The organism is Streptomyces sp. a15, from assembly GCF_059026085.1.
This window is the reverse complement of the sequence record NZ_JBWLKM010000016.1, coordinates 133072-154693: the sequence shown is the minus strand read 5'-3', so window position 1 is coordinate 154693 and position 21622 is coordinate 133072. Positions and strand designations below refer to the sequence as shown.

General features: G+C 71.2%; 20 protein-coding genes, 2 pseudogenes and 1 riboswitch. Of the genes and pseudogenes, 11 read left to right on the top strand and 11 right to left on the bottom strand.

The annotated features are described in order from the left end of the window. Window positions 1-5 precede the first annotated feature (5 nt). Window positions 6-659 (bottom strand): response regulator transcription factor, encoded by a 654-nt coding sequence (locus tag AC5P09_RS19215; protein WP_007385219.1) that lies wholly within the window; start codon window positions 657-659, stop codon window positions 6-8. Between the two features lie 417 nt (window positions 660-1076). Between AC5P09_RS19215 and AC5P09_RS19210 the strand changes: the two genes are divergently transcribed. Next, window positions 1077-1250, top strand: coding sequence for a hypothetical protein (locus AC5P09_RS19210; protein WP_266432824.1), 174 nt, complete (start codon window positions 1077-1079; stop codon window positions 1248-1250). Between the two features lie 77 nt (window positions 1251-1327). On the opposite strand, the gene AC5P09_RS19205 is transcribed toward AC5P09_RS19210, so the two are convergent. Beyond that, complete coding sequence (locus AC5P09_RS19205; RefSeq protein ID WP_493875048.1) at window positions 1328-2143, bottom strand: inositol monophosphatase family protein; 816 nt, start codon at window positions 2141-2143, stop codon at window positions 1328-1330. 8 nt (window positions 2144-2151) lie between these two features. Next, the gene (locus tag AC5P09_RS19200) at window positions 2152-3279 is read right to left on the bottom strand and encodes a ferrochelatase (RefSeq protein ID WP_493875047.1); all 1128 of its coding nucleotides are present in this window, start codon (window positions 3277-3279) and stop codon (window positions 2152-2154) included. 164 nt (window positions 3280-3443) lie between these two features. On the opposite strand from AC5P09_RS19200, the gene AC5P09_RS19195 reads away from it, so the two are divergent. From AC5P09_RS19195 to sepH, 3 genes are all read left to right on the top strand, one after another. Further along, the gene (locus AC5P09_RS19195) at window positions 3444-4682 is read left to right on the top strand and encodes an MFS transporter (RefSeq protein ID WP_493875046.1); all 1239 of its coding nucleotides are present in this window, start codon (window positions 3444-3446) and stop codon (window positions 4680-4682) included. After that, window positions 4642-5970: a D-arabinono-1,4-lactone oxidase gene (locus tag AC5P09_RS19190; RefSeq protein ID WP_493875045.1), complete on the top strand. Its 1329-nt coding sequence runs from the start codon at window positions 4642-4644 to the stop codon at window positions 5968-5970. The genes AC5P09_RS19195 and AC5P09_RS19190 overlap by 41 nt, the downstream gene beginning before the upstream one ends. A gap of 448 nt (window positions 5971-6418) precedes the next feature. Then, window positions 6419-7480, top strand: a complete 1062-nt coding sequence (gene sepH, locus AC5P09_RS19185; protein WP_493875044.1) for a septation protein SepH — start codon at window positions 6419-6421, stop codon at window positions 7478-7480. A gap of 106 nt (window positions 7481-7586) precedes the next feature. Here the strand turns inward: sepH and AC5P09_RS19180 are convergent, their stop codons facing one another. After that, window positions 7587-8438 (bottom strand): sulfurtransferase, encoded by an 852-nt coding sequence (locus AC5P09_RS19180; RefSeq protein WP_493875043.1) that lies wholly within the window; start codon window positions 8436-8438, stop codon window positions 7587-7589. A 296-nt stretch (window positions 8439-8734) separates the two neighbouring features. Between AC5P09_RS19180 and AC5P09_RS19175 the strand changes: the two genes are divergently transcribed. Beyond that, complete coding sequence (locus tag AC5P09_RS19175) at window positions 8735-9538, top strand: VOC family protein (protein ID WP_493875042.1); 804 nt, start codon at window positions 8735-8737, stop codon at window positions 9536-9538. 108 nt (window positions 9539-9646) lie between these two features. Here the strand turns inward: AC5P09_RS19175 and AC5P09_RS19170 are convergent. Beyond that, window positions 9647-9832: pseudogene (locus tag AC5P09_RS19170) on the bottom strand (thymidine kinase); the annotation flags it as partial. A gap of 18 nt (window positions 9833-9850) precedes the next feature. Here AC5P09_RS19170 and AC5P09_RS19165 point away from each other — a divergent pair. The 5 genes and pseudogenes from AC5P09_RS19165 to AC5P09_RS19145 all read left to right on the top strand — a co-directional run. Continuing rightward, window positions 9851-10396, top strand: a complete 546-nt coding sequence (locus AC5P09_RS19165; RefSeq protein WP_493875041.1) for an Rv1352/Rv1906c domain-containing protein — start codon at window positions 9851-9853, stop codon at window positions 10394-10396. Window positions 10397-10536: 140 nt separating this feature from the next. Continuing rightward, window positions 10537-11184, top strand: a complete 648-nt coding sequence (locus AC5P09_RS19160) for a ribonuclease H family protein (RefSeq protein WP_493875040.1) — start codon at window positions 10537-10539, stop codon at window positions 11182-11184. A gap of 129 nt (window positions 11185-11313) precedes the next feature. Further along, a complete protein-coding gene (locus AC5P09_RS19155) occupies window positions 11314-11892 on the top strand; it encodes a hypothetical protein (protein ID WP_493875039.1) in 579 nt (192 codons plus the stop codon). Between the two features lie 149 nt (window positions 11893-12041). After that, window positions 12042-13055 carry an EcsC family protein gene (locus AC5P09_RS19150; RefSeq protein ID WP_493875038.1) on the top strand — a complete coding sequence of 338 codons (1014 nt, stop codon included), beginning with the start codon at window positions 12042-12044 and terminating at the stop codon, window positions 13053-13055. Between the two features lie 246 nt (window positions 13056-13301). Then, a pseudogene (locus tag AC5P09_RS19145) lies at window positions 13302-13469 on the top strand (phenazine biosynthesis protein PhzF); the annotation flags it as partial. A gap of 82 nt (window positions 13470-13551) precedes the next feature. On the opposite strand, the gene AC5P09_RS19140 reads toward AC5P09_RS19145, so the two are convergent. Genes AC5P09_RS19140 through AC5P09_RS19125 form a run of 4 tightly spaced genes read right to left on the bottom strand, consistent with a single transcriptional unit; the run spans window position 13552 to window position 18952 of the window. Continuing rightward, window positions 13552-14199 carry a thymidine kinase gene (locus tag AC5P09_RS19140; protein WP_493875037.1) on the bottom strand — a complete coding sequence of 216 codons (648 nt, stop codon included), beginning with the start codon at window positions 14197-14199 and terminating at the stop codon, window positions 13552-13554. A gap of 48 nt (window positions 14200-14247) precedes the next feature. Further along, window positions 14248-15450, bottom strand: a complete 1203-nt coding sequence (locus AC5P09_RS19135; RefSeq protein ID WP_493875036.1) for an alkaline phosphatase family protein — start codon at window positions 15448-15450, stop codon at window positions 14248-14250. Continuing rightward, window positions 15450-16046, bottom strand: a complete 597-nt coding sequence (locus AC5P09_RS19130) for a DUF5998 family protein (protein ID WP_307677766.1) — start codon at window positions 16044-16046, stop codon at window positions 15450-15452. Before AC5P09_RS19130 ends, AC5P09_RS19135 begins: the two co-directional genes overlap by 1 nt. A 53-nt stretch (window positions 16047-16099) precedes the next feature. Continuing rightward, the gene (locus tag AC5P09_RS19125) at window positions 16100-18952 is read right to left on the bottom strand and encodes a bifunctional acetate--CoA ligase family protein/GNAT family N-acetyltransferase (protein WP_493875035.1); all 2853 of its coding nucleotides are present in this window, start codon (window positions 18950-18952) and stop codon (window positions 16100-16102) included. A gap of 178 nt (window positions 18953-19130) precedes the next feature. On the opposite strand from AC5P09_RS19125, the gene AC5P09_RS19120 reads away from it, so the two are divergent. Then, window positions 19131-19412 (top strand): HPr family phosphocarrier protein, encoded by a 282-nt coding sequence (locus AC5P09_RS19120; RefSeq protein WP_266432854.1) that lies wholly within the window; start codon window positions 19131-19133, stop codon window positions 19410-19412. A 126-nt stretch (window positions 19413-19538) separates the two neighbouring features. Here AC5P09_RS19120 and AC5P09_RS19115 read toward each other — a convergent pair whose 3' ends face one another. Together AC5P09_RS19115 and AC5P09_RS19110 are read right to left on the bottom strand one after the other, a co-directional pair. Then, window positions 19539-20234, bottom strand: coding sequence for a GntR family transcriptional regulator (locus AC5P09_RS19115; protein WP_493875034.1), 696 nt, complete (start codon window positions 20232-20234; stop codon window positions 19539-19541). Window positions 20235-20468: 234 nt separating this feature from the next. After that, entirely contained in the window at window positions 20469-21236 is a 768-nt protein-coding gene (locus AC5P09_RS19110; protein WP_307677763.1) for a M23 family metallopeptidase, read from the bottom strand. A gap of 13 nt (window positions 21237-21249) precedes the next feature. Further along, window positions 21250-21416, bottom strand: a riboswitch (cyclic di-AMP (ydaO/yuaA leader). Window positions 21417-21622: the final 206 nt, after the last annotated feature.

The following is a 21622-nucleotide window of genomic DNA, read 5'->3' as shown; positions in this document are numbered from 1 at the left end:
GCCGGTCAGATCCGGTAGCCGGAGCCGGGGACGGTCACGATGACGGGCGGCTCACCGAGCTTGCGGCGCAGGGTCATGACGGTCACCCGCACGACGTTGGTGAACGGGTCGGTGTTCTCGTCCCACGCCTTCTCCAGGAGCTGCTCGGCCGAGACGACCGCGCCCTCGCTGCGCATCAGCACCTCCAGGACGGCGAACTCCTTGGGCGCCAGCTGGACTTCCTTGCCGTCGCGGAAGACCTCGCGGCGGTTCGGGTCGAGCTTGATCCCGGCCCGCTCCAGGACGGGCGGCAGGGGCACGCTGGTGCGCCGGCCCAGGGCACGCACGCGTGCCGTCAGCTCGCTGAACGCGAAGGGCTTGGGCAGATAGTCGTCGGCGCCGATCTCCAGCCCTTCGACACGGTCGCTGACGTCACCGGACGCCGTGAGCATCAGCACGCGGGTGGGCATGCCGAGTTCGACGATCTTGCGGCACACGTCGTCGCCGTGCACGAGAGGCAGGTCACGGTCGAGGACGACCACGTCGTAGTCGTTCACGCCGATGCGTTCCAGGGCGGCCGCACCGTCGTACACGACGTCGACGGCCATGGCCTCCCGGCGCAGTCCGGTGGCCACCGCATCGGCGAGCAGCTGCTCGTCCTCGACGACGAGTACGCGCACGTCGCTTGTCCTTCCTGTGTCCACCCGCGTAGCGCTTCTGGGGCACGCGGGCAGGGGGCTTGGTGAGTGTGTTGACCTCCATCCTGCCCTTTTCGGCCATAAGTCGGCTGTAAGGCGGGTGAGCGCGGTCTGAAGGACGGGTGTGAGGCCGGGGAATGCGAGATTTTCTCGACGGGTTGAGGTTTCCGTGGAAGGGAGCGGGGGGAGGACGGCTTTACACCCCGCGATCACGCTCTGCATGTGCCGCACCACCATGTGGCACGCCGCGATCCGCTTGCCGCAGAGTGGGCGTGGGTGTCCGGCACCGTCGCCGCCCAGCACCGGGCTGCGCTGGGCACCCACTGGAGACGTGATCGCCCCTTCCGAACGGCACACCCCCGTGCCATCGACCCACGACCCAGGACGAGGGGGCGCAGCATGGACGCATTCACCGCAGGACTTCGGCAGCGCATAAGGGCGACCGAGTCCGACCTGACGCGGGCTCGCGACGAGGGCGACGACTTCCTCGTCGAGGTGGAGCAGGCCGAACTCGACGACCTGCGCCGCCTCGCCGCCGAACACGGTGTGGAGGTCGGCGCGTCTAGCGTCTGAACAGCTCGTAGCGCACGACAGCGGGGCCCGGCGAATCCAGCGCCGGGCCCCGCTGGTCTGCTCGGCGACCGAGCCGTTCAGTCGTGCCAGGCGCCGAAGTCCTCCAGGAGCCGCTGGAGGGGCTCGAAGACGCCCGGGGTGGCCGCGACCGTCAGGGCGTGTGCGGGGCGCTCTCCGGGACGTCCACCGGTCAGGGCGCCTGCCTCCCGGGCGATCAGGTCGCCCGCGGCGAGGTCCCAGGGGTGGAGGCCGCGTTCGTAGTAGCCGTCGAGACGGCCGGCGGCCAGGTCGCACAGGTCGACGGCGGCCGAGCCGCCCCGTCGGATGTCGCGCAGCAGCGGGATGAGCTTGCGGGCGACCTCGGCCTGGTGGACGCGGACGTCGGTGACGTAGTTGAAGCCCGTCGAGACCAGGGCCTGCTCCAGGGGCGGCGCGGGGCGGCAGGCGAGCCTGCGCTCGCCGTCCCAGGCGCCCCTCGCCCAGGCTCCGCCGCCGCGTACCGCGTGGAACGTCTCGCCGCGCATCGGGACCGCGACGACGCCGACGACGGTCTCGCCGTCCAGCTCGGCGGCGATGGAGACCGACCAAGTGGGCAGGCCGTACAGGTAGTTGACCGTGCCGTCGAGCGGGTCGATCACCCAGCGGACGCCGCTGGTGCCCTCGGTGGAGGCACCCTCCTCGCCGAGGAAGCCGTCGTCCGGGCGGTACTCGGAGATCAGGTCCGTGATCAGCTTCTCCGCCGCGATGTCCATCTCGGTGACCACGTCGATGGGGCTGGACTTGGTGGCGGCGACCGCGAGGTCGGCCGGGCGGCCGTCCCGCAGCAGCGCACCGGCGCGGCGGGCGGCCTCCTGGGCCTGCTCCAGCAGTTCCGCGGGCAGGGCGTCGGTCACGGGGCTCCTCATGCGTAGGGGCTGTCGGCGCCCGCGGCGGCGGGGCGGGGGGCACGGGCCGGGCAGCAGCCCACCGGGCAGAGGTTGTGGTCGGCACCGAGCGCGCCCAGGGCGCACGGCGTGACCTCCTGCCCGCGCTCGACGGCGGCCCGCTCCAGGACGAGGTCGCGGATGGCCGCGGCGAACCGCGGGTCGGCGCCGACGGTGGCCGAGCGGCGCACCGGCAGGCCCAGCTCCTCGCCCTTGGCCTTGGCCTCCGTGTCGAGGTCGTACAGGACCTCCATGTGGTCGGAGACGAAGCCGATGGGCGCCATCACGACCGCCGGGGCGCCGGCCGCGTGCCGCTCCTCAAGGTGGTCGCAGATGTCGGGCTCCAGCCACGGGATGTGCGGGGCGCCGGAGCGGGACTGGTAGACGAGCTGCCAGGGGTGGTCGACGCCGGTGCGCTCACGGACGGCGTCGGCGATCAGCCGCGCGACGTCCAGGTGCTGCCTGACGTACGCGCCGCCGTCGCCGTGCTCCTCGACCGGGCCGGAGGTGTCGGCGGACGCGGTCGGGATCGAGTGGGTCGAGAAGGCGATGTGGGCGCCGTCCCGGACGTCGTCGGGGAGATCGGCGAGGGACTGGAGAACGCCGTCGATCATGGGCTCCAGGAAGCCCGAGTGGTTGAAGTAGTGCCGCAGTTTGTCGATCTTCGGCAGCTCCAGGCCCTCGGCCTCGAGGGCGGCCAGCGAGTCGGCGAGGTTCTCGCGGTACTGGCGGCAGCCCGAGTAGGAGGCGTAGGCGCTGGTGGCGAGGACCAGGATGCGGCGGCGGCCGTCGGCGACCATCTCGCGCAGGGTGTCCGTCAGGTAGGGCGCCCAGTTGCGGTTGCCCCAGTAGACCGGCAGGTCCAGGCCGTGGCCTGCGAAGTCCTTGCGGAGGGCGTCCAGGAGGGCGCGGTTCTGGTCGTTGATCGGGCTGACCCCGCCGAACAGGAAGTAGTGCTGACCGACTTCCTTGAGGCGTTCCTTGGGGATGCCGCGCCCCCGCGTCACGTTCTCCAGGAACGGGACCACGTCGTCCGGTCCCTCGGGGCCGCCGAACGAGAGCAGGAGCAGGGCGTCGTAGGGGGTGGCATCGAGCACGTCTGGCATGAGTAGATCCTGCCACCCGTCTCTGACAGCCGGGAAACGGCGGGTGACGTGCGAGGTTCTCCGTCCCACCGCACGGCGTGCGTTAGGGTCACCTAACTCGTAAGCTGTATCGGCGGTATTCGCGCCTTACTGAACAGCCCCTCCTCTGTCCGACCGGAGACCCCGTGCCCAGCCCTTACCGCGCCCTGTTCGCCGCCCCAGGCTCCAAGGGCTTCTCGGCCGCGGGCTTCCTCGGCCGTATGCCGCTGTCCATGATGGGCATCGGCGTGGTCACGATGGTCTCCCAGCTGACCGGGCGGTATGGCCTGGCCGGCGCGCTGTCGGCCACCATGGCGCTCGCCGCCGCGGCGGCGGGTCCGCAGGTCTCGCGGCTGGTGGACCAGTACGGGCAGCGGCGGGTGCTGCGGCCGGCGACGCTGATCGCGCTCGTCGCGGCGGCCGGGCTGCTGTTCGCCGCCCACTACAGATGGCCGGACTGGACGCTGTACGTGTTCAGCGCCGGCATCGGCTGTGTGCCGAGCATCGGCGCGATGATCCGGGCCCGGTGGGCGGCCGTGTACCGGGACACCCCGCAGCTGCACACCGCGTACTCCTTCGAGTCCGTGATCGACGAGGTCTGCTTCATCTTCGGGCCGATCATCTCCATCGGCCTGTCCACGGCCTGGTTCCCGGAGGCCGGGCCGCTGCTCGCCGCCTGCTTCCTGGCGGTCGGCGTCTTCTGGCTGACCGCGCAGCGCGCCACCGAGCCGGCCCCGCATCCGCGCGCGCACCAGGGCGGCGGCACGGCCATGCGCGCGCCCGGCCTCCAGGTCCTGGTGGCCACCTTCGTGGCGACCGGCGCGATCTTCGGGGCGGTCGACGTGGTCACCGTGGCCTTCGCCGACGAGCAGGGCCACAAGGGGGCGGCGAGCGTCGTCCTCGCGCTGTACGCGGCGGGCTCCTGCGTCGCGGGGCTCGTGTTCGGGCTGTTGCACTTCAAGGGGGCGCCCGAACCTCGCTGGTTGCTGGGAATCTGCGCGATGGCCGTGAGTATGATCCCCCTCCTACTGGTCGGAAACTTGCCGTTTCTGGCCGTGGCGCTGTTCGTTGCGGGCCTGTCCATCGCTCCCACGATGATCACGACGATGTCCCTCATCGAACAGCACGTACCACGCGCGCAACTGACCGAGGGCATGACCTGGGTGAGCACCGGGCTCGCGGTCGGGGTCGCGCTCGGCTCCTCGGTGGCCGGCTGGGTGATCGACGCCGCCGGTGCGCGGGCCGGGTACGGGGTTCCGGCGGTGTCCGGGGCCGTCGCGGTCGCGGTCGGTTTCCTCGGGTACCGCCGGCTCAGCAGGCCGGTTCCGCATCGTGGAGGCACCGTTGAGCAGCACAGCGAGCGTGAAGAACGGCACCTGGCGTAACTGGGGCGGCAACGTCGCCGCCCGCCCCGCGCGGGAGGTCACTCCCGCCTCCGTCGAGGAACTGTCCGAGGCGGTGCGCAGGGCGGCCGAAGACGGCCTGAAGGTGAAGGCCGTCGGTACCGGGCATTCCTTCACGTCGATCGCGGCCACCGACGGCGTGTTGATCCGCCCTCAACTGTTGACCGGCATCCGCGCCATCGACCGGGACGCCATGACGGTCACGGTCGAGGCCGGCACCCCGCTCAAGAGACTCAACATGGCCCTGGCCCGTGAGGGCCTGTCGCTCACCAACATGGGCGACATCATGGAGCAGACGGTCTCCGGGGCCACGAGCACCGGCACCCACGGCACCGGCCGCGAGTCGGCCTCGATCGCCGCCCAGATCAGGGGCCTTGAACTGGTCACCGCGGACGGGTCGGTGCTCGCCTGTTCCGAGAAGGGGACCGATGAGGAACGCGCGGTCTTCGCGGCCGCCCGAATAGGGCTGGGCGCGCTCGGCATCGTCACCGCGATCACTTTCGCCGTGGAGCCGATCTTCCTGCTCACGGCCCGCGAGGAGCCGATGCCCTTCGACCGGGTCGTGGCCGAGTTCGACGAACTGTGGGCCGAGAACGAGCACTTCGAGTTCTACTGGTTCCCGCACACCGGCAGCACCAACACCAAGCGCAACAACCGCAGCGCGGGTCCGGAGAACCCGGTGGGGCAGCTCGCGGGCTGGTTCGAGGACGAGTTCCTCTCCAACGGCGTCTTCCAGGCCGCCCAGTGGGTCGGCCGCGCGGTGCCCGCCACGATCCCGTCGATCGCGCAGATCTCCAGCAAGGCCCTGTCCGCGCGGACCTACACCGACATTCCCTACAAGGTCTTCACCTCGCCGCGCCGGGTGCGCTTCGTGGAGATGGAGTACGCCGTCCCGCGTGCGGCCCTGGCCGAGGCGCTGCGCGAGCTGAAGACGATGGTCGACCGGTCGGGACTGCGGGTCAGTTTCCCGGTCGAGGTGCGCACCGCGCCGGCCGACGACATCACGCTGTCCACGGCGTCGGGCCGCGACAGTGCGTACATCGCCGTCCACATGGTCAAGGGGACGCCCTACCAGGCGTACTTCACCGCAGCGGAGCGGATCCTGACCGCACACGAGGGCCGGCCGCACTGGGGCAAGATCCACACGCGGGACGCCGAGTACTTCGCCGGTGTCTACCCCCGCTTCGGCGAGTTCACCGCGCTGCGGGACCGGCTCGATCCTGAGCGTCGGTTCCAGAACGACTACCTGCGGCGGGTGTTGGGCGAGTAGGGGCGGGGGCGTGATCGAGGAGGTGGGGCAGCATCTCCAACTCCCCGCACGTAGTTCCGTTTCTGATGTTTACGTGAAGTGCGCCACGTTCAATTTCCCGGAAAACCGCGCCACGGCGGCCAAGTGCCGCCACTCGTCAGAAGTTGGGCGGCGTGCCAATCCACGCAGGTGGCCCGAATGGAGTACTGTTGCGAGCCCTGGGTCAGGTCTCCCGCCAGGGCGTCCGTGGCTTCAAGGACCGCCTGGAGGGGGCTAGTTGCACAGGGTGACGGAGTTGGTCACTTAGCGTTGCGAATAGGTAACCGTGCCATAACGGCGGTCCAGGGCCCGTGCCCGACACGCCGGGCAACTCGGCAAGGTTGTGGCAGGCTGCACCCGGGCAGGCCACACTCGACTAGCGGAAGCAGCGACGCACGTGACGTCGGCAGGCACCACCCGGGAGGTCCCCATGCCCGAACTGCGTGTCGTGGCCGTCTCGAATGACGGCACACGGCTGGTGCTGAAGGCTGCGGACAGCACGGAGTACACGCTTCCGATTGACGAGCGTCTGCGCGCCGCTGTACGCGGCGACCGTCCCCGCCTCGGCCAGATCGAGATCGAGGTGGAGAGCCATCTCCGCCCCCGCGACATCCAGGCGCGTATACGTGCCGGTGCGACCGCGGAAGAGGTCGCACAGATGGCCGGCATCCCCGTCGATCGCGTACGGCGATTCGAGGGTCCCGTGCTGGCCGAGCGCGCGTTCATGGCCGAGCGGGCCCGGAAGACTCCGGTCCGCCGCCCGGGCGAGAACGCGGGCCCGCAGTTGGGCGAGGCCGTCCAGGAGCGGCTGACCCTGCGCGGTGCCGAGAAGGACACCGTCCAGTGGGATTCGTGGCGCCGCGACGACGGCACCTGGGAAGTCCTGCTGGTCTACCGGGTCGCGGGCGAACCGCACTCGGCGAGCTGGACGTACGACCCGCCCAGGCGGCTCGTTCAGGCCGTCGACGAGGAGGCACGCTCGCTGATCGGCGAGTCCGAGGACCTCGCCGCCTCGCCGGAGCCCAGCTTTCCTTTCGTGCCGCGCATCGCACGGCTGCCGCGCGACCGTCCGCTGGACCGTGCCCTCGACCGGGAGCGGCCGAGCCTGCCCGCGCCGCCGCCCGAGCCCGCCGAGGAGGGCACGGCCGCGACGGCGAGTGCGAGCGAACGGGACTCGCTGACCAGTCTGCTGGAGGCGGTGCCGAGCTTCCGGGGCGACCTGGTGGTCCCGGAGCGCCCCTCGGAGACCCCCGAGGCGGAGGAGGAACCCGCCCCGGAGCCCGAGACCGAGGAGCCCCCGGCCCCCGCGGCCTCGGCGGGTTCCGCCTACGCGGACGTCCTCATGCCGCGTTCCGTCGGCAGTCATCGCGACCGCCTCATCGGCTCCACCGACCGCCAGGCCGAGGCGGACGGCGTCCGCCCGGGGCGCCGAGCGGCCGTGCCGAGCTGGGACGAGATCGTGTTCGGGACGCGGCGCAAGAAGCAGGAGTAGTCGGCCGTACGGCATCAGGCGGTACGACGTCAGGAGGGGCCCGCGCCGGTCGGTGCGGGCCCCTCCTGACGTACGCCTACGGCTCGTACGCCTACGGCTCGGACGCCTACTGCGGGTCGGGTCCCACGGCGACGGGGCGCGACGGGTCCGACGACCACTCCGACCAGGAGCCGACGTACAGCGCGGCCGGGATGCCCGCCACCGCCAGGGCCAGCACCTGGTGCGCGGCGGAGACGCCGGAGCCGCAGTAGACGCCGACCTCCGAGCCGCCGCCGGCGCCGAGGGTCTTGAAGCGGTCGGCCAACTCCTGGGCGGGCAGGAAGCGTCCGTCCGCCGTCACGTTGTCCGTGGTGGGCGCGGAGACGGCGCCCGGGATGTGCCCGCCGACCCGGTCGATCGGCTCCACGTCACCCCGGTAGCGCTCCGCCGCCCGTGCGTCCAGCAGTACGCCGGAACGCGCCAGCGCCGCCGCCTCGGCGGCGTCGAGCAGCCCGGTCGTGCCCGGCGCCGGCTGGAAGTCCCCTGCGGCCGGCTCGGGCGTCTCGACCGACAACTCGCCCTGCCAGGCCGGCAACCCGCCGTCGAGGACACGCACGTCCGGGTGACCCGTCCAGCGCAGCAGCCACCAGGCGCGGGCGGCCGCCCACCCCTGCCCGCCGTCGTACACGACCACGGGCGTCCGGGTCGAGACGCCCGCCCGGCGCATGGCCGCGCCGAACTCCGCGAGGTCGGGCAGCGGGTGGCGGCCGCGCTCGCCGGGCGCGGAGGCGAGCTCCGAGTCCAGGTCGACGTAGACGGCGCCCGGAATGTGCCCGGCCGCGTACTCGGCACGGCCGTCGAACGACGACTCCCCGGCCGACTTGGCCAGGCTCAGCTGCCAGCGGACGTCGAGCAGGACCGGCGGGTGGCCCGCCGCCAGGTCGCTCGCGAGTTCGGATGCGGAGATGATGGCGTTCATGGTCACCATCCTTGCGCACGGGGTGGCCGCATCGTTCATGTCCGGCTACTCTGCTCGGCCGGACAGGCCCGATCACGTGGCGTACGGGATCGGGCACATACTGTACAGCCGACCGCCACCCGCCGGTCATCGCGCGGCAACGGACGCGGGACCACGCGACGGGCATTCTCCGGTCACGGACCGGCGCACGGCGGCGCGCCCGGAGCGCATGGCACCACGACGGGTGCGAGCATCGGCACGGGGTCCGTCAGTGCGGAAGCGACACGGCACCGCGAGGGGCCGAGGAGAGAGTGACGATGACCGAGGCAAGGGGGTCGGCCGGCCCGAACGGCGAGACACACGCCCGCAATGCGCCCGGCGCGCCCTGCTGGGTGAGCCTGATGGTGCACGGGCTGGCGGCGACCGAGGAGTTCTACGGTTCGCTGTTCGGCTGGGAGTTCCAACCGGGCCCGCAGCAGCTCGGTCCCTACGTCCGGGCGTTGCTCGACGGACACGAGGTGGCCGGCATCGGCCAACTGCCGCCCGACCGCCACCTTCCCATCGCCTGGACGCCCTACCTCGCCTCGGAGGACGTGGACCTGACCGCCGAGACGGTACGGCTGTGCGGCGGCACGGTCGGTGTGGGACCGCTGGAAGCGGGTGACGCCGGGCGGCTGGTGATCGGTTCCGACCCCGCCGGCGCTGTCTTCGGCGTCTGGCAGGCGGCAGCCCACCTCGGCACGTCCATCGCCGGCGTCCCGGGCACACCGGCCTGGCACGAACTGCTGACCTTCGAGACCACGAGCGTCGCCAAGTTCTACGAGACCGTGTTCGGTTACGAGGAGGAGCCGGTGGTGTCCGCCGACTTCGACTACGTCACCCTGCACATCGCCGGCCGCCCCGTCGCCGGCCTCCACGGCGTGGGAAACGCCCTCCCCCGGGACCGCGGCCCGCACTGGATGACGTACTTCGAGGCCGCCGACACGGACGACGCGGTCGCCCTCGTCGTGGACCTCGGCGGCCACGTCCTCAAGCCGCCTCACGACAGCGCGCACGGGAGGGTGGCCATGGTGGCGGACCCCGAGGGCGCACGGTTCTCGCTGATCCAGGTGGTTCGCTGAGGCTCGGGGCCGACCATCCCGGTTGGCCGTTTTGGCCCTGATGGCCCTGATGGCCCTGATCAGTGAAGTCCTCGCCGGCGAACGGGACGTACATCGACCGCGAAGACCCTAGTGGGCGAGGGCCGCCGAGGAACTGGTCATCCGGCGGCGGTGATGGCGTCGGCACAGGACCTCGTAACCGACCTCCGCCGCCAAGCCGTTCACATCGCCTACGACGACCTGCTCGCCCTCGACGACCATCTCGCCGTCCACGGTGCGGGCGTTGTGCGTGGCGCGCGCCCCGCACCAGCACATGCGGGCGCCGTACCGCCGATGCCGACCCCGCTGGCCGGTGCCGGGCAGCCTCCGGCGGGCATGCCCGTGAAGCCGAAGCCGTCGCGCCGCAAGGCATGGCTCACCCACGGCGCGACCGCGTTCGTCGCGCTCATGGTCGGCGTCGGCATCGGCGGCGACGGGGACTCCGGCGGTACGGACGGCTCCGCCGCTCCCGCCCCGGCGGTCACCGTCACCAAGACCGCGGCCGCCTCCGGCGGCGGTGAGCCCGAGCCCGCCGCGACCGTCACCGAGAAGGTCACGGTCACGCCGAAGCCGGCCGAGAAGCCTGGCCCGGCCACCACGGTCGAGGGCGAGGGGCAGTACCTCGTCGGCGAGGACATGCAGGCCGGTACCTACAAGACCGCCGGGCCCGACAAGGACAGCACCATCGAGAACTGCTACTGGGCACGCACCAAGGACGCCTCTGGGGAGTTCGGCGCGATCATCGCCAACGACAACCTCCAGGGCCAGGGCCGCGTGACGGTCAACAAGGACGAGTACTTCGAGACCAACGGCTGCCAGGAGTGGACCAAGGTCGGCTGACCGGCCGCCGCACACGCCGCCGCGCTCGTGGGGGGACGCGGCGGACCCCGGGGCGGGCGGCCCGCCGAAACCGGGCCGTCCGCCCCGTCCTTCCCCTCCGTCTTATCTCCGCCACCCGACGTGAACAGGAGCATCCGCCGATGGGCCGTCGTTCTCCGCTCGCCCACGCACCCCGCCCCACCCTCCGGGGCCGTCAGCAAGTGCACTTCGACGACGCGGTCAAGGCCGTCGGCCGGACGCCGATCGTGCTCGCCACGGACGCTTCCGTCACCGCCGACAAGGTGGGCACCGGCTACCTCGCCACTACCGGTAAGACCGGACTGCGCGCCCACGTCTACCCGCGGTACCTCACCACGCCCCGCGTCCGCGTGGTCGTCACGGAACTCGGGGCTGTGTACTGGGGGTTGCGGCGGATCTTGACGGCGCACCCCGGGCGGCCCGTCGAGGCGCGTGTCGACAACCTCGACGCCCTGGCCCTCCTGCACGAGTGGCAGAACGGCGGCGACCGGATGCCGGACGGCTACGAAACCCGGCTCCGCTCACAGGGCCGCAGGCCCAGCCTCGTCAAGCTGCAGATGTACGCGGAGTACACACCCAACCTGACCTTCGTCCACGAGAAGGCCCACGTCGGCAACCCGCTCAACGAGGCCGCCGACTCCCTGGCCAAGCTCGGCCTGCGCTCCCTGCACGGCAGGGTGCCGGTGACCGAGATACCCCGGCTGGTCCCGCTCTGGGCGAGTGGAGCGCTGGCCGAGTACCGGCGGGGACGGGACCGGGAGCGGGGCTGAGCCCCGCGTGCGCCTGCCTCCGCTCGCCACACCCGCCTTCCGCCGTGTGTCCGTCTCTCGCGACCTTCACGTCTTTACGTCTTCGCGTCTCCGTGCCTCCGCGCCTTCGTACCGAGAGGAAGTTCCACGATGTCCACCCGGGAGCAGCAGCCGCAGACCCCTCCCCTGACCACGGTCCTCGAACCGACTCGGGGATCGGTCGAGGAGTCGGTCCCCGCATCCACCGAACCGACACCCGCTCTGCCGAACCACTCGCCGACCACGCCGACCTCCCGCTGGTCGCGGCTGTCGCGCGGCACCGTTCTCGCCATCGGCACCGCCCTCGGAGTCACCGTGGTGGGAGCCTGCTGGGCCGGGACATCACTGGCCGGCGGCGAGGAAAGGACGTTCAGCACCGACGGGACGCTCACCGTCGCCGGAATCGGCGTGGGTCTCGGCCCCGACGAACCGTGCTCCGGAACGGACGGCTACTCCGACATCGACTTCGGCGCCCAGGTCAGCGTCACCGACGCCGTCGGAACCCTCGTCGCCAAGGGCAGTCTGGGCTTCGGCCAGAAGACGGAGCTGGGCTGCGAGTCCCCGTTCACGGTCGACGACATCGCACCGGGCTCGAAGTTCTACACAGTTGAGGTGTCCCACCGCGGCGGTCTCACCCAGACCGAGGACGAACTGCGCGCGGGTAACCTCACGTTCACCCTCGGCGACTGAACGGCCAACCGACTCGGGATGACCGCTCCGTATCTTTCCTGCGCATCCCCACCTTTTTCAGAACTTGCCATTGGACGATGTACTTCACCCACGTGTCGGCTGGTAGGGCATCGTAGGCCCAGCGATCACAGTCGAAATGGAGAACCCCAGTGAGCACTTACGCCGACCCACTCGTCGACGGTGCAATCCCGATGAGCGTGTACGAGGAGCAGGTATGGAACACGCTCAACGAGCACTGGCAACGCCGCAACAACCGCCGTGGTCTGCCAAACTGGGCGAGCACCGCGCTCGGTCGCACCGGTGAGGTCGCGGGAAACGCCGTGAGACGGGTTACGGACGCCGTGCCGGAGGCGGTCACGGAACCGATCCGTCGCGCAGGCGACGCGGTCACCGACAAGGCCATGCGACCGGCGCTCGCAGGCGCGGCAGCGTTGCTCGAGCTGGTCAACGACTCGGCCCTGGAGCTCAACGACTCGAAGAACGTTGAGAAGCTCGCCCGCAAGCGAGGCCTCGAACTCGACAGTTTCACCGAACTACGGCAGCAGGAGCTCAAGTTCTGCGACCGACTGCTGACCCGCAACACCCTCAAGTGGCGGGCCACCGGCGCGTTCGAAGGCGGCGCCATGGGCGTGCTGGCCATGGTCCCCGTCGCCGGTACCCTCGCCGCGATGACAGCGGACATCCTCGTCATCCAGGTCCTGAGCACGTCGATCGCAGCGCGCATCGCGTACTCCTACGGCTACGACGCCAAAGACCCCGAGGAGCAGGACTTCATCCAACGCCTGGTACAGCGGTCCTTCATGGCACAGGCGGCCAAAGCCAAGCCGTTGCGTGATGTCGCACGGGCGGCGGACGCGGTCAAGGGACGCATAAACTGGTCACAGAAGCTCCGCAACGACCACCGCCTCCTGGCCGCCCTTGAGAAGTTGATGCAGCAGCTGGGCCCGGCAGGCTCCAGGGTGCCCGTTCAAAACGTCGCCAAGGTTGTGCCGTTCGTGGGAATCCTCATCGGTGCCGGCATGAATTCCGCGGTCCTCGGCAGGGTGGCCGCCGACGCCCAGCGGTACTGCCAGACCCGATTCCTGTGCGACAAGTACGGACTGCCGCTGCCCGCCGCACTGGCGACCCACTGGGACGACGACCCCCAGACCGACGCCACGTAAGCGATGGCCGGCGGGTCCACTATGCGGCCTCTGCGGTTCCCCACCGGGAATTCCGAGCTCCTTGCAGAGCTCGGCGACGTTCCGTGGCGGCTACTGAGGTTGGACTCGTGGAGTCTTAGGAGCCGCCGTTCCGACTCCGAGACCCGACGGCTTCGCGAAACGTTCCGTAATGGCTGCTCCGTTGTTCCCTGAGGCCGGAATAGCCGTGGCCCTGCCCCGTGTTGCCGCGAGCATGACGACGGACGCGCCGCGGCCCGAGGTGCTGCGCTACACCGCCTCGGCTCGGTCCCCGAGGATGCCGTCCTCACCCTGCAGCAGGACGAGGACCTCGGCCGTCCCGGCGAGCTAACGGTGACACTGCGCGCGGGTGACCCGCGCGTTCGTGTCGGTGGCGCGGGCGCTCGCATCGGCTGAAGCGCCGGTGACGCGCCGCGGAGGGCTTTCGAGCGCTGGCAGGGGGAGGCACAGCGCCGAACGGCTTCGCCTCCGAACAGGGTCAGGCCGGAGTGACGGGCAGCACATCGGGCGACAGCGCGGCCGCCCGTGCCGTCGCCGCCGTCATCCGGCGCCGGTGGTGGCGGCGGCAGAGGACCTCGTAGCCGATGTCGTCGGGCTGGTTGACGTCGCCGACGACGACCTGGGCGCCTTCGACGACCATGTGGCCGCCTATGGTGCGGGCGTTGTGGGTGGCGCGGGCGCCGCACCAGCACAGGGCCTCGACCTGGAGGACCTCGACCCGGTCGGCGAGCTCGACGAGTCGCTGGGATCCGGGGAAGAGCTTGGAGCGGAAGTCGGTGGTGATACCGAAGGCGTAGACGTCGAGGCCCAGGTCGTCCACGACACGGGCGAGTTGGTCGATCTGCCCGGGGGCGAGGAACTGGGCCTCGTCGGCGATCACGTAATCCGCGCGGCCGCCCTGGGAGAGGTGGTCGACGAGGTGGACGTACAGGTCCATGTGCGGCCCGGCCTCGACCGCCTCCGTCACCAGACCGAGCCGCGAGGACAGTTTGCCCTCGCCGGCGCGGTCGTCGCGGGTGAAGATCACGCCCTGGAGGCCGCGGGCCGAGCGGTTGTGCTCGATCTGGAGAGCCAGCGTGGACTTCCCGCAGTCCATCGTTCCGGAGAAGAACACCAGCTCGGGCATGGCGAGTCGAGCACCTTTCAGCACAGGGGAAACAGGGGCGGTGAAGCGTCAGGAGCGTACTTCGAGCAGCGGGACCAGCTGCTCGGCAGGGGTCATCGAACCGTGGTTGCCGACCATCGCCGACTCCTTGGGCTCCCGCTGGGAGGCGATGATGAGCACGTCGTCGCGGGCGGCGGCGACCACGTCGCCGAGACGGCCGTACACCCGCTGCTCGATCTGGTCGGGCCGGCCGAACCAGCCCGCCGCGATCGCCTCGTCCCGCGAGGCCACCCAGAACTGCTCGCCGAGGACCTCGCGCCAGCAGGTCAGCACGTCGTTCTCGGCGCCCGGGACCGCGTAGACGTGGCGGGCGCGGCCCTCGCCGCCCAGCAGGGCGACCCCGGCGCGCAGCTCCCAGTCCTCGTCGAAGTCGATGCGGTGCTGCTCGTCGAAGGGGACGTCGATCATGCCGTGGTCGGCGGTGACGTAGAGCGTGGTGTTCGGCGGCAGCTGCTCGGCGAGCCGCTGGACCAGCCGGTCGACGTACATGAGCTGGCCGCGCCAGTTGTCCGAGTCCATGCCGAAGCGGTGGCCGGCGCCGTCGAGCTCGGCGTAGTACGTGTAGACGAGGGAGCGGTCGCCGGCGGCCAGCTGCTCGGCCGCGAGATCCATCCGGTCCTCGCCGGACAGCCGCCCGTGGAACGTTCCGCCACTGAGCGCGACCTTGGTCAGCGGGGTGTTCTCGAAGGTCGGGGACGACACCTGGGCGGCGTGCACCCCCGCCTCGTGGGCCAGCTGGAAGACCGTGGGGTACGGCTGCCAGACCCCCGGCGAGGTCCAGGGCTGCCAGCGCAGCTGGTTCATCAGCGCGCCGGTGTCCGGATTGCGCACGGTGTAGCCGGGCAGGCCGTGGGCGCCGGGCGGGCGGCCGGTGCCGACGGAGGCGAGGGAGGTGGCGGTGGTGGCCGGGAAGGCGGCGGTCAGGGGCCGGCCGGTGCCGCCGCGCGAGCTGGCGAGGAGCGAGGTCATGAAGGGCGCCTCGTCCGGGTGGGCCCTCAGCTGTTCCCAGCCGAGGCCGTCGATCAGGAACACGCAGTTCCGGTCGGCGGCGGTGAGTTCCGGGATGGCGGCGGTCATGCCGGGTACGGCCATGCCCGCGGCCAGCGTGGGCAGCAGGTCGGCCAGCGAGCCGGTGCCGTACTCGGGGGCCGGCGCGGAGGCGGGGGCGAGCGGCTGCGGGTGGTGGTCCCAGGCCGAGGCGGGCTGAGCCATCAGCGGGTGACGTCCGCGGTCGCCTCGGAGATGGCCTGGGCGAAGGCGAGCGCCTGGCGCACCGTCTCCTGGCCGTCCCCGGCCTCGCTCACCCTGAGGCTCAGGTCGTCCGCCGTCGAACTGCCGGTGTAGCCGTGGTCGGCCTCGCAGTTGGGGTCGCCGCAGGCGGCGGGCTCCAGGTCGAGACGGGAGACGGCGCCCCAGCCGATGGTCAGCACGATCTCGCGGGGCAGGGTGCCCGGCACGTACTGCTCCGGGTTGGCGACCACGCGGCTGATCACGACCGAGGAGATCCGGCCGAGCTTCACGGACTCGGTGGAGGTGGTGGCGTACGGCGTCGGGGACGTGGTGTCCGCGGCCTGCTCGTCGGTGTGGCTGACGATGAAGCGGGTGCCGGTGAGGACGAGGACGGTCACATGCCGCCGCACCTCGTTCTGGTCGAACGTGGTCTCCTGGTGGACCAGGTACGACTGGATGGTGTCGCCGCCCACAGCGGCCTCCACCGCCTCGGCCACGAGGGCCGGGTAGTAACCGCTGCGCTCGATCGCCGCTCGCAGCCCCTGGGTCGTCGTACTGGTCTTGGCCATGACGTCCATCCTACGGGGACCCACTGACTGCGAGGCACCGCTCCGTGCCGGGGAAACCTCGCTCAGTACGCGGGCAGTGTCCGCGGGCCGAGGTCGTCGCGGGCCGGCGGCGGTGCGAGCCGCACGGACGCGCCGAGGACGCTGAGACCACGTGGGGCGACGACGACCGGCTCCAGGGTGACCGCGACGACCTCCGGGTGGTCGTCGACCAGCCGGGACACCCGCAGCAGCAGTTCCTCCAGGGCCGGGGTGTCGACGGGGGTCGAGCCGCGCCAGCCGAACAGGAGCGGTGCCGTCCGGATCGACCGGACCAGCGAGGTCGCCTCCCGGTCGGTGACCGGAACCAGCCGGTGCGCCATGTCCCCGAGCAGCTGCGAGGCCGCCCCGGCCAGCCCGAACGACAGTACGGCCCCCGCCGCCGGGTCGATGACGGCCCTGACCACGGTGTCGACCCCGCGGGGTGCCATCCCCTGCACCACCGGCCGCAGCTCCTCCGGCTTCCCGAAGAGCTCGGTCAACTCGGCGTACGCCCGCCGCAGTTGTTCCTCGTCCGTGAGATCCAGGCGTACGCCGCCCAGGTCGGCGCGGTGGCGCAGGTGCGGGGCGGTGGCCTTGAGGGCGACCGGGTAGCCGAGGGTGCGGGCGGCGGCGACGGCGTCCTCGGGGCCGGGTGCGGGCAGCGCGCGGTGGACGTGCACTCCGTACTTCCCGAGCAGCTCGCAGGTCTCCTCGGTACCGAGGGTGAGCCCCTGCCCCCGCGCGAGCAGCCCTTCGATCAGCTCGGCGGCCCCCTTCTCGTCGATGTCCTCGTACTCGGGGACCTTGCCGGGCTCGGCGGCCTCGCGCCGCCACTGGGCGTACTTCACGGCTTCACCGAGGGCGCGGACGGCTCGTTCGGCGGCGGGGTAGGCGGGGATGAGGCGGGAGCAGTTCTCGGGGGCGGGCGCGTCGTCCGCCGCCTTGGCGGCCAGTCGGTCCAGCGCACGGAACGGGTGGTCGCGGCCGACCGTGCCGGGCGCCGGTGAACTCGCCTGGGGTGCGGTGCTCGCCGCGGCCGACAGCGCTTCCGCGAGCCCGCCCAGTTCCACGTGCACCACCAGGACCGGCTTCCCGGGGACTCGCTCGGCCGCCGATCGCAGCGCCTGAGCCAGGGCCGCGTCCGCGTCGTCGGCCGCCTCCTCCCCCACCGCCGGTATCGCCGTGACGACCACCGCGTCGCACGCGTCGTCCACGAGCGCCCGGGACAGCGCCCCGTGGAAGTCCTCGGGTGAGGCGCTGGTCGTCAGATCCAGCGGAGGCAGCGGCCTGAGCCCCTCGGCGAGGCAGGCGTCGTACGTCAGCAGTCCCAGTGACTCGGAGTTCCCGAGGATCGCCACCCGGGGCCCGGCCGGCAGCGGCTGGCGCGCGAGCAGCAGCCCCGCGTCGACCAGCTCGGTGATCGTGTCGACCCGGATCACCCCGGCCTGCCGCAGCAGCGCGGACACCGTGGCGTGCGGCAACCGCGTCGCCCGTACGGCGTGCCCCTGCGGCGCCGCTCCCCCGTGCCGCGCCCCCTGCACCACGACCAGCGGCTTCGCGGCCGCCGTACGCCGGGCGAGCCGGGTGAACTTGCGCGGGTTGCCGATGGATTCCAGGTACATGAGGACGACGTCGGTGTCGGGATCGTCGTACCAGTACTGAAGGACGTCGTTGCCGGAGACGTCCGCCCGGTTGCCGGACGACACGAACGTCGACACACCGGTGACCCCCGTGACCCCGCCGCCGCGCCGGTGCAGCCGGGAGAGCAGGGCGATGCCGATCGCGCCGGACTGGGCGAACAGGCCAATCCGGCCGGGCCGGGGGGTCTGCGGCGCGAGCGAGGCGTTCAGCCGGACCTGCGGGGAGGTGTTGATGATCCCGAACGCGTTCGGCCCGATGATCCGCATGCCGTACGCGCGCGCGTGCCGGACGAGTTCGCGCTGCCGCTCGCGCCCCTCGGGCCCGCTCTCGGCGTACCCGGCGGTGAGCACCACCAGCCCCTGCACGCCGTGCAGTCCGCACTCCTCGACGACGTGGGGGACGTGTTCCACGGGCACGGCGACGACCGCGAGGTCGACGGGCCCGTCGATGTCCCGCACCGACCGGTACGCGGGCACCCCGCCGAGTTCCTTCTGCTCCTCGGGGAGGGCTCTGTTCACGGCGTGCAGCCGACCGGTGAATCCGGCGCCCCTGATGTTGTCGAGCACGCTGCGGCCCACACCGCCGGGCGCCCGCCCGGCCCCGATCACGGCGACGGACCCGGGCATGAGCAGCCGCTGCACGGACCGCGCCTCGGCGCGCTGTTCGCGCGCGTACTGCACGGCGAGCGAGCGGTCCGTCGGCTCCAGGTCGAACTCCAGGCGTACAACGCCGTCCTCGAAGCTGCGCTTCTGGGTGTAGCCGGCGTCCCTGAATACCTTGATCATCTTGTTGTTGGCGGGCAGCACCTCCGCGGCGAACCGCCGGATGCCCCGCTCGCGCGCGACGGCGCCGATGTGTTCGAGGAGGGCGGAGGCGACGCCGCGTCCCTGGTGGGCGTCCTGCACGAGGAAGGCGACCTCTGCCTCGTCGGCCGGGGCCGAGGCGGGCATGCCGTCGGACCCGATGCGGTCGTAGCGTACGGTGGCGATGAACTCGCCGCCGATGGTGGCCGCGAGTCCCACCCGGTCCACAAAGTCGTGGTGCGTGAAGCGGTGGACGTCTTTGGCGGACAGACGAGGGTAGGGCGCGAAGAAGCGGTAGTACTTCGACTCGTCCGAGACCTGCTCGTAGAAGCTGACGAGGCGATCGGCGTCATCAACGGTGATGGGCCGGACGCGCGCGGTACCCCCGTCGCGCAGCACCACGTCGGCCTCCCAGTGGGCGGGATACTCGTGCCGGTCCGACGAGGTCTGCATGGGCCCCAGAGTACGGCTCGCGTACGACAACGGCGCGAGGCAGTCTGTGGAGGACGAGAAGCCGGACCGAGGCCGCGGTCCGACGACGCCGCGGGGCGGGACGAAGGACCGCTCCGGGCATGCTTCACGATATGGGAAACTGGTCTAGACAACCTGATACACCGAAGGGCAGCATCACATGGCTGAGCGCCGCGTCAACGTCGGCTGGGCCGAGGGTCTCCACGCCCGCCCCGCTTCCATCTTCGTCCGGGCCGCCACGGCCGCAGGTATCCCGGTGACGATCTCCAAGGCCGACGGCAACCCCGTCAACGCGGCCTCCATGCTGGCCGTCCTCGGTCTGGGCGCCCAGGGCGGCGAGGAGATCATCCTCGCCTCCGACGCCGAGGGCGCCGACGTGGCCCTCGACCGTCTGGCGAAGCTGGTCTCCGAGGGTCTCGAAGAACTCCCCGAGACCGTCTGAGCACACAATTCACGTTTGCCGCGAAGGGCTCGTCCGAATTATCGGGCGAGCCCTTCGTATTTCCCGATCACAGGCAGCGGAAATAATCCCCCGCGAATTATCCCCTCTTTGTATACGGTGCCCGTGTTAATGCCGCAGGCCCGTCATGTTTACGGGAGGTTGCGAGTTCCTCACACGGTCCGGCCGCTCCCCGCCGCCGGTGAATCGCAGCCGGTGCGCCGCCGTCGCGCGCTCCGTGTGCAGCGCCGTGAGCGCCCGCGCGCGTTCGCTGTCGCCGCGCGCCACCGCGTCCACGATCGCGCCGTGCTCCGCCCACGACTCCACCGGGTTGGCCGGCGCCTCCACCGTGTACATCCAGGCGATCTTGTGGCGCAGCTGGGTCAGCATCGAGGTCATCGCGGCACTGCCGGAGGCCTGCGCGAGCGTCTCGTGGAACCAGCCCCCCAGGGAGCGCAGGTCTTCGCTGTTGCCCCGCCTGGCCCGCTCCTGGCCCAGCCGGACCAGGCCGCGCAGCACCTTGAGATGGGCCTCGGTGCGCCGCTGGGCGGCCCGGGAGGCGCCGAGCGGCTCCAGGAGCATGCGCATCTCCAGCAGGTCGGCACCCTCCTGCTCGGTGGGTTCCGCGACGCACGCGCCCGCGTGCCGCCGGGTCACCACGAAGCCCTCCGCCTCCAGCGTGCGCAGGGCCTCGCGGACGGGGACACGCGAGACGCCGTAGCGGCGCGCGAGCAGTTCCTCGGTGAGCCGGCTGCCGCGCTCGTAGACACCCGCGACGATGTCGTCCCGGATCGCCGTGCATACCGAGTGCGCCGGAATACGCATGACCGACCTCCGCTTTAATCCCCGTGAAACGTCGACGATTGACGTGTGTTCAGTGACTCTATTGCAATCAGCGGGAATTTCCGATGGCGGACTGGAATCCATGGATATTTTTTGGACAGACGGCCGTCTGAAACGCCGAAAGCCCCGGCTCGGGGAGCCGGGGCTTCGGGACGGGAGCCGTCTGTCGTCAGACGTTGCCGGAACGCGCGCGTGGGACGTTCGCGGGCGCGAGTGTCAGACGTTCACGCCGTGCGAGCGGAGGTAGGCGACGGGGTTGATGTCCGAGCCGTACTCCGCGGTCGTGCGGGCCTCGAAGTGCAGGTGTGCCCCGGTGACGTTGCCGGTGGCGCCGGAGAGGCCTATCTGCTGCCCCGGGGTGACCGTCTGGCCGACGGAGACACCGATGGACGACAGGTGGCCGTACTGGGTGTACGTGCCGTCGTTCATCTTGATCACGATGTTGTTGCCGTACGACCCGCCCCAGCCGGCCTCGACGACCGTGCCGGAGCCGACCGCCTGGACGGAGGTGCCGCTCGCGGCGTGGAAGTCGACGCCGGTGTGGCTGCCGGAGGACCAGACGGCGCCGCCGGTCTTGTAGCCGGTCGAGATGTACGAGCCGGAGATGGGGGCGACGTACGAGTTGAGGCGCTTGCGCTCGGCCTCGCGGGCGGCGCGCTCCTTGATCTCGCGCGCCTCCTTGGCCTCGGCGGCCGCCTTCTTGCGCGCGGCCTCCTCGGCGGCCTTCCTCTGGGCCTCGGCCTCCTCGGCGGCCTGCTTCTGGGCGGCGGCCTGGGCGTCGATCTGGTCGGCGATCGAGTCGCCGGTGGAGATGACGGGGATGAAACCGGTCTGCTCGACGGCGGATTCGGCGGCGAGCGCCGGGGCGGCCAGGGTGCCGACGACACCGGTGGTGGTGAGGGCCGCGACACCCGCCGCACGGGCGGTGGTGCGCTTCATCCGGCTGGGACGACGATGCTTCCCGGTGGCGCAGGTGAACGCCATGTAGTGGCTGATCCTTTCCTTCCTTCTCGCCTACCGGGTTAGCTGACGGGTTCGGAGCAGGAAGGTCTCCTACGGGCCCCCTCGCGATGCGCGCGGGCGTCCGATTCACCCCAGGGACTTGTGGTGTGGGTCCCCGGCTCCCCTGGCTCGCGCCATGTGGGGACTCGGCGATGGCTGCCCGGTGCCGCGGGTGCGGCGCGGTGCCTGACGGACAGCCCGCATGACGCTAAACGCGCCAAGTTTCAAACCCCAAACGAATGACGGCTTTTGTAGCGCATGCCACAGGGCAGACAGGCAACCTCTCCCTCAATTCGGACATAGGGGGGCCCTGGTGACTCTTGGGTCACCAGGGCCCCTGGACGCGCGTTGGCCCGCTTCGCCACGCG

Bases quoted from the DNA above. Each gene is read 5' to 3' on its own strand.
- AC5P09_RS19120 (WP_266432854.1), top strand. From the start codon at position 19,131: ATGGCTGAGCGCCGCGTCAACGTCGGCTGGGCCGAGGGTCTCCACGCC.
- AC5P09_RS19125 (WP_493875035.1), bottom strand. From the start codon at position 18,952: ATGCAGACCTCGTCGGACCGGCACGAGTATCCCGCCCACTGGGAGGCC.
- AC5P09_RS19135 (WP_493875036.1), bottom strand. From the start codon at position 15,450: ATGGCTCAGCCCGCCTCGGCCTGGGACCACCACCCGCAGCCGCTCGCC.
- sepH (WP_493875044.1), top strand. From the start codon at position 6,419: ATGCCCGAACTGCGTGTCGTGGCCGTCTCGAATGACGGCACACGGCTG.
- AC5P09_RS19115 (WP_493875034.1), bottom strand. From the start codon at position 20,234: ATGCGTATTCCGGCGCACTCGGTATGCACGGCGATCCGGGACGACATC.
- AC5P09_RS19210 (WP_266432824.1), top strand. From the start codon at position 1,077: ATGGACGCATTCACCGCAGGACTTCGGCAGCGCATAAGGGCGACCGAG.
- AC5P09_RS19165 (WP_493875041.1), top strand. From the start codon at position 9,851: ATGCCGACCCCGCTGGCCGGTGCCGGGCAGCCTCCGGCGGGCATGCCC.
- AC5P09_RS19175 (WP_493875042.1), top strand. From the start codon at position 8,735: ATGACCGAGGCAAGGGGGTCGGCCGGCCCGAACGGCGAGACACACGCC.
- AC5P09_RS19130 (WP_307677766.1), bottom strand. From the start codon at position 16,046: ATGGACGTCATGGCCAAGACCAGTACGACGACCCAGGGGCTGCGAGCG.
- AC5P09_RS19180 (WP_493875043.1), bottom strand. From the start codon at position 8,438: ATGAACGCCATCATCTCCGCATCCGAACTCGCGAGCGACCTGGCGGCG.
- AC5P09_RS19200 (WP_493875047.1), bottom strand. From the start codon at position 3,279: ATGCCAGACGTGCTCGATGCCACCCCCTACGACGCCCTGCTCCTGCTC.
- AC5P09_RS19155 (WP_493875039.1), top strand. From the start codon at position 11,314: ATGTCCACCCGGGAGCAGCAGCCGCAGACCCCTCCCCTGACCACGGTC.
- AC5P09_RS19110 (WP_307677763.1), bottom strand. From the start codon at position 21,236: ATGGCGTTCACCTGCGCCACCGGGAAGCATCGTCGTCCCAGCCGGATG.
- AC5P09_RS19160 (WP_493875040.1), top strand. From the start codon at position 10,537: ATGGGCCGTCGTTCTCCGCTCGCCCACGCACCCCGCCCCACCCTCCGG.
- AC5P09_RS19140 (WP_493875037.1), bottom strand. From the start codon at position 14,199: ATGCCCGAGCTGGTGTTCTTCTCCGGAACGATGGACTGCGGGAAGTCC.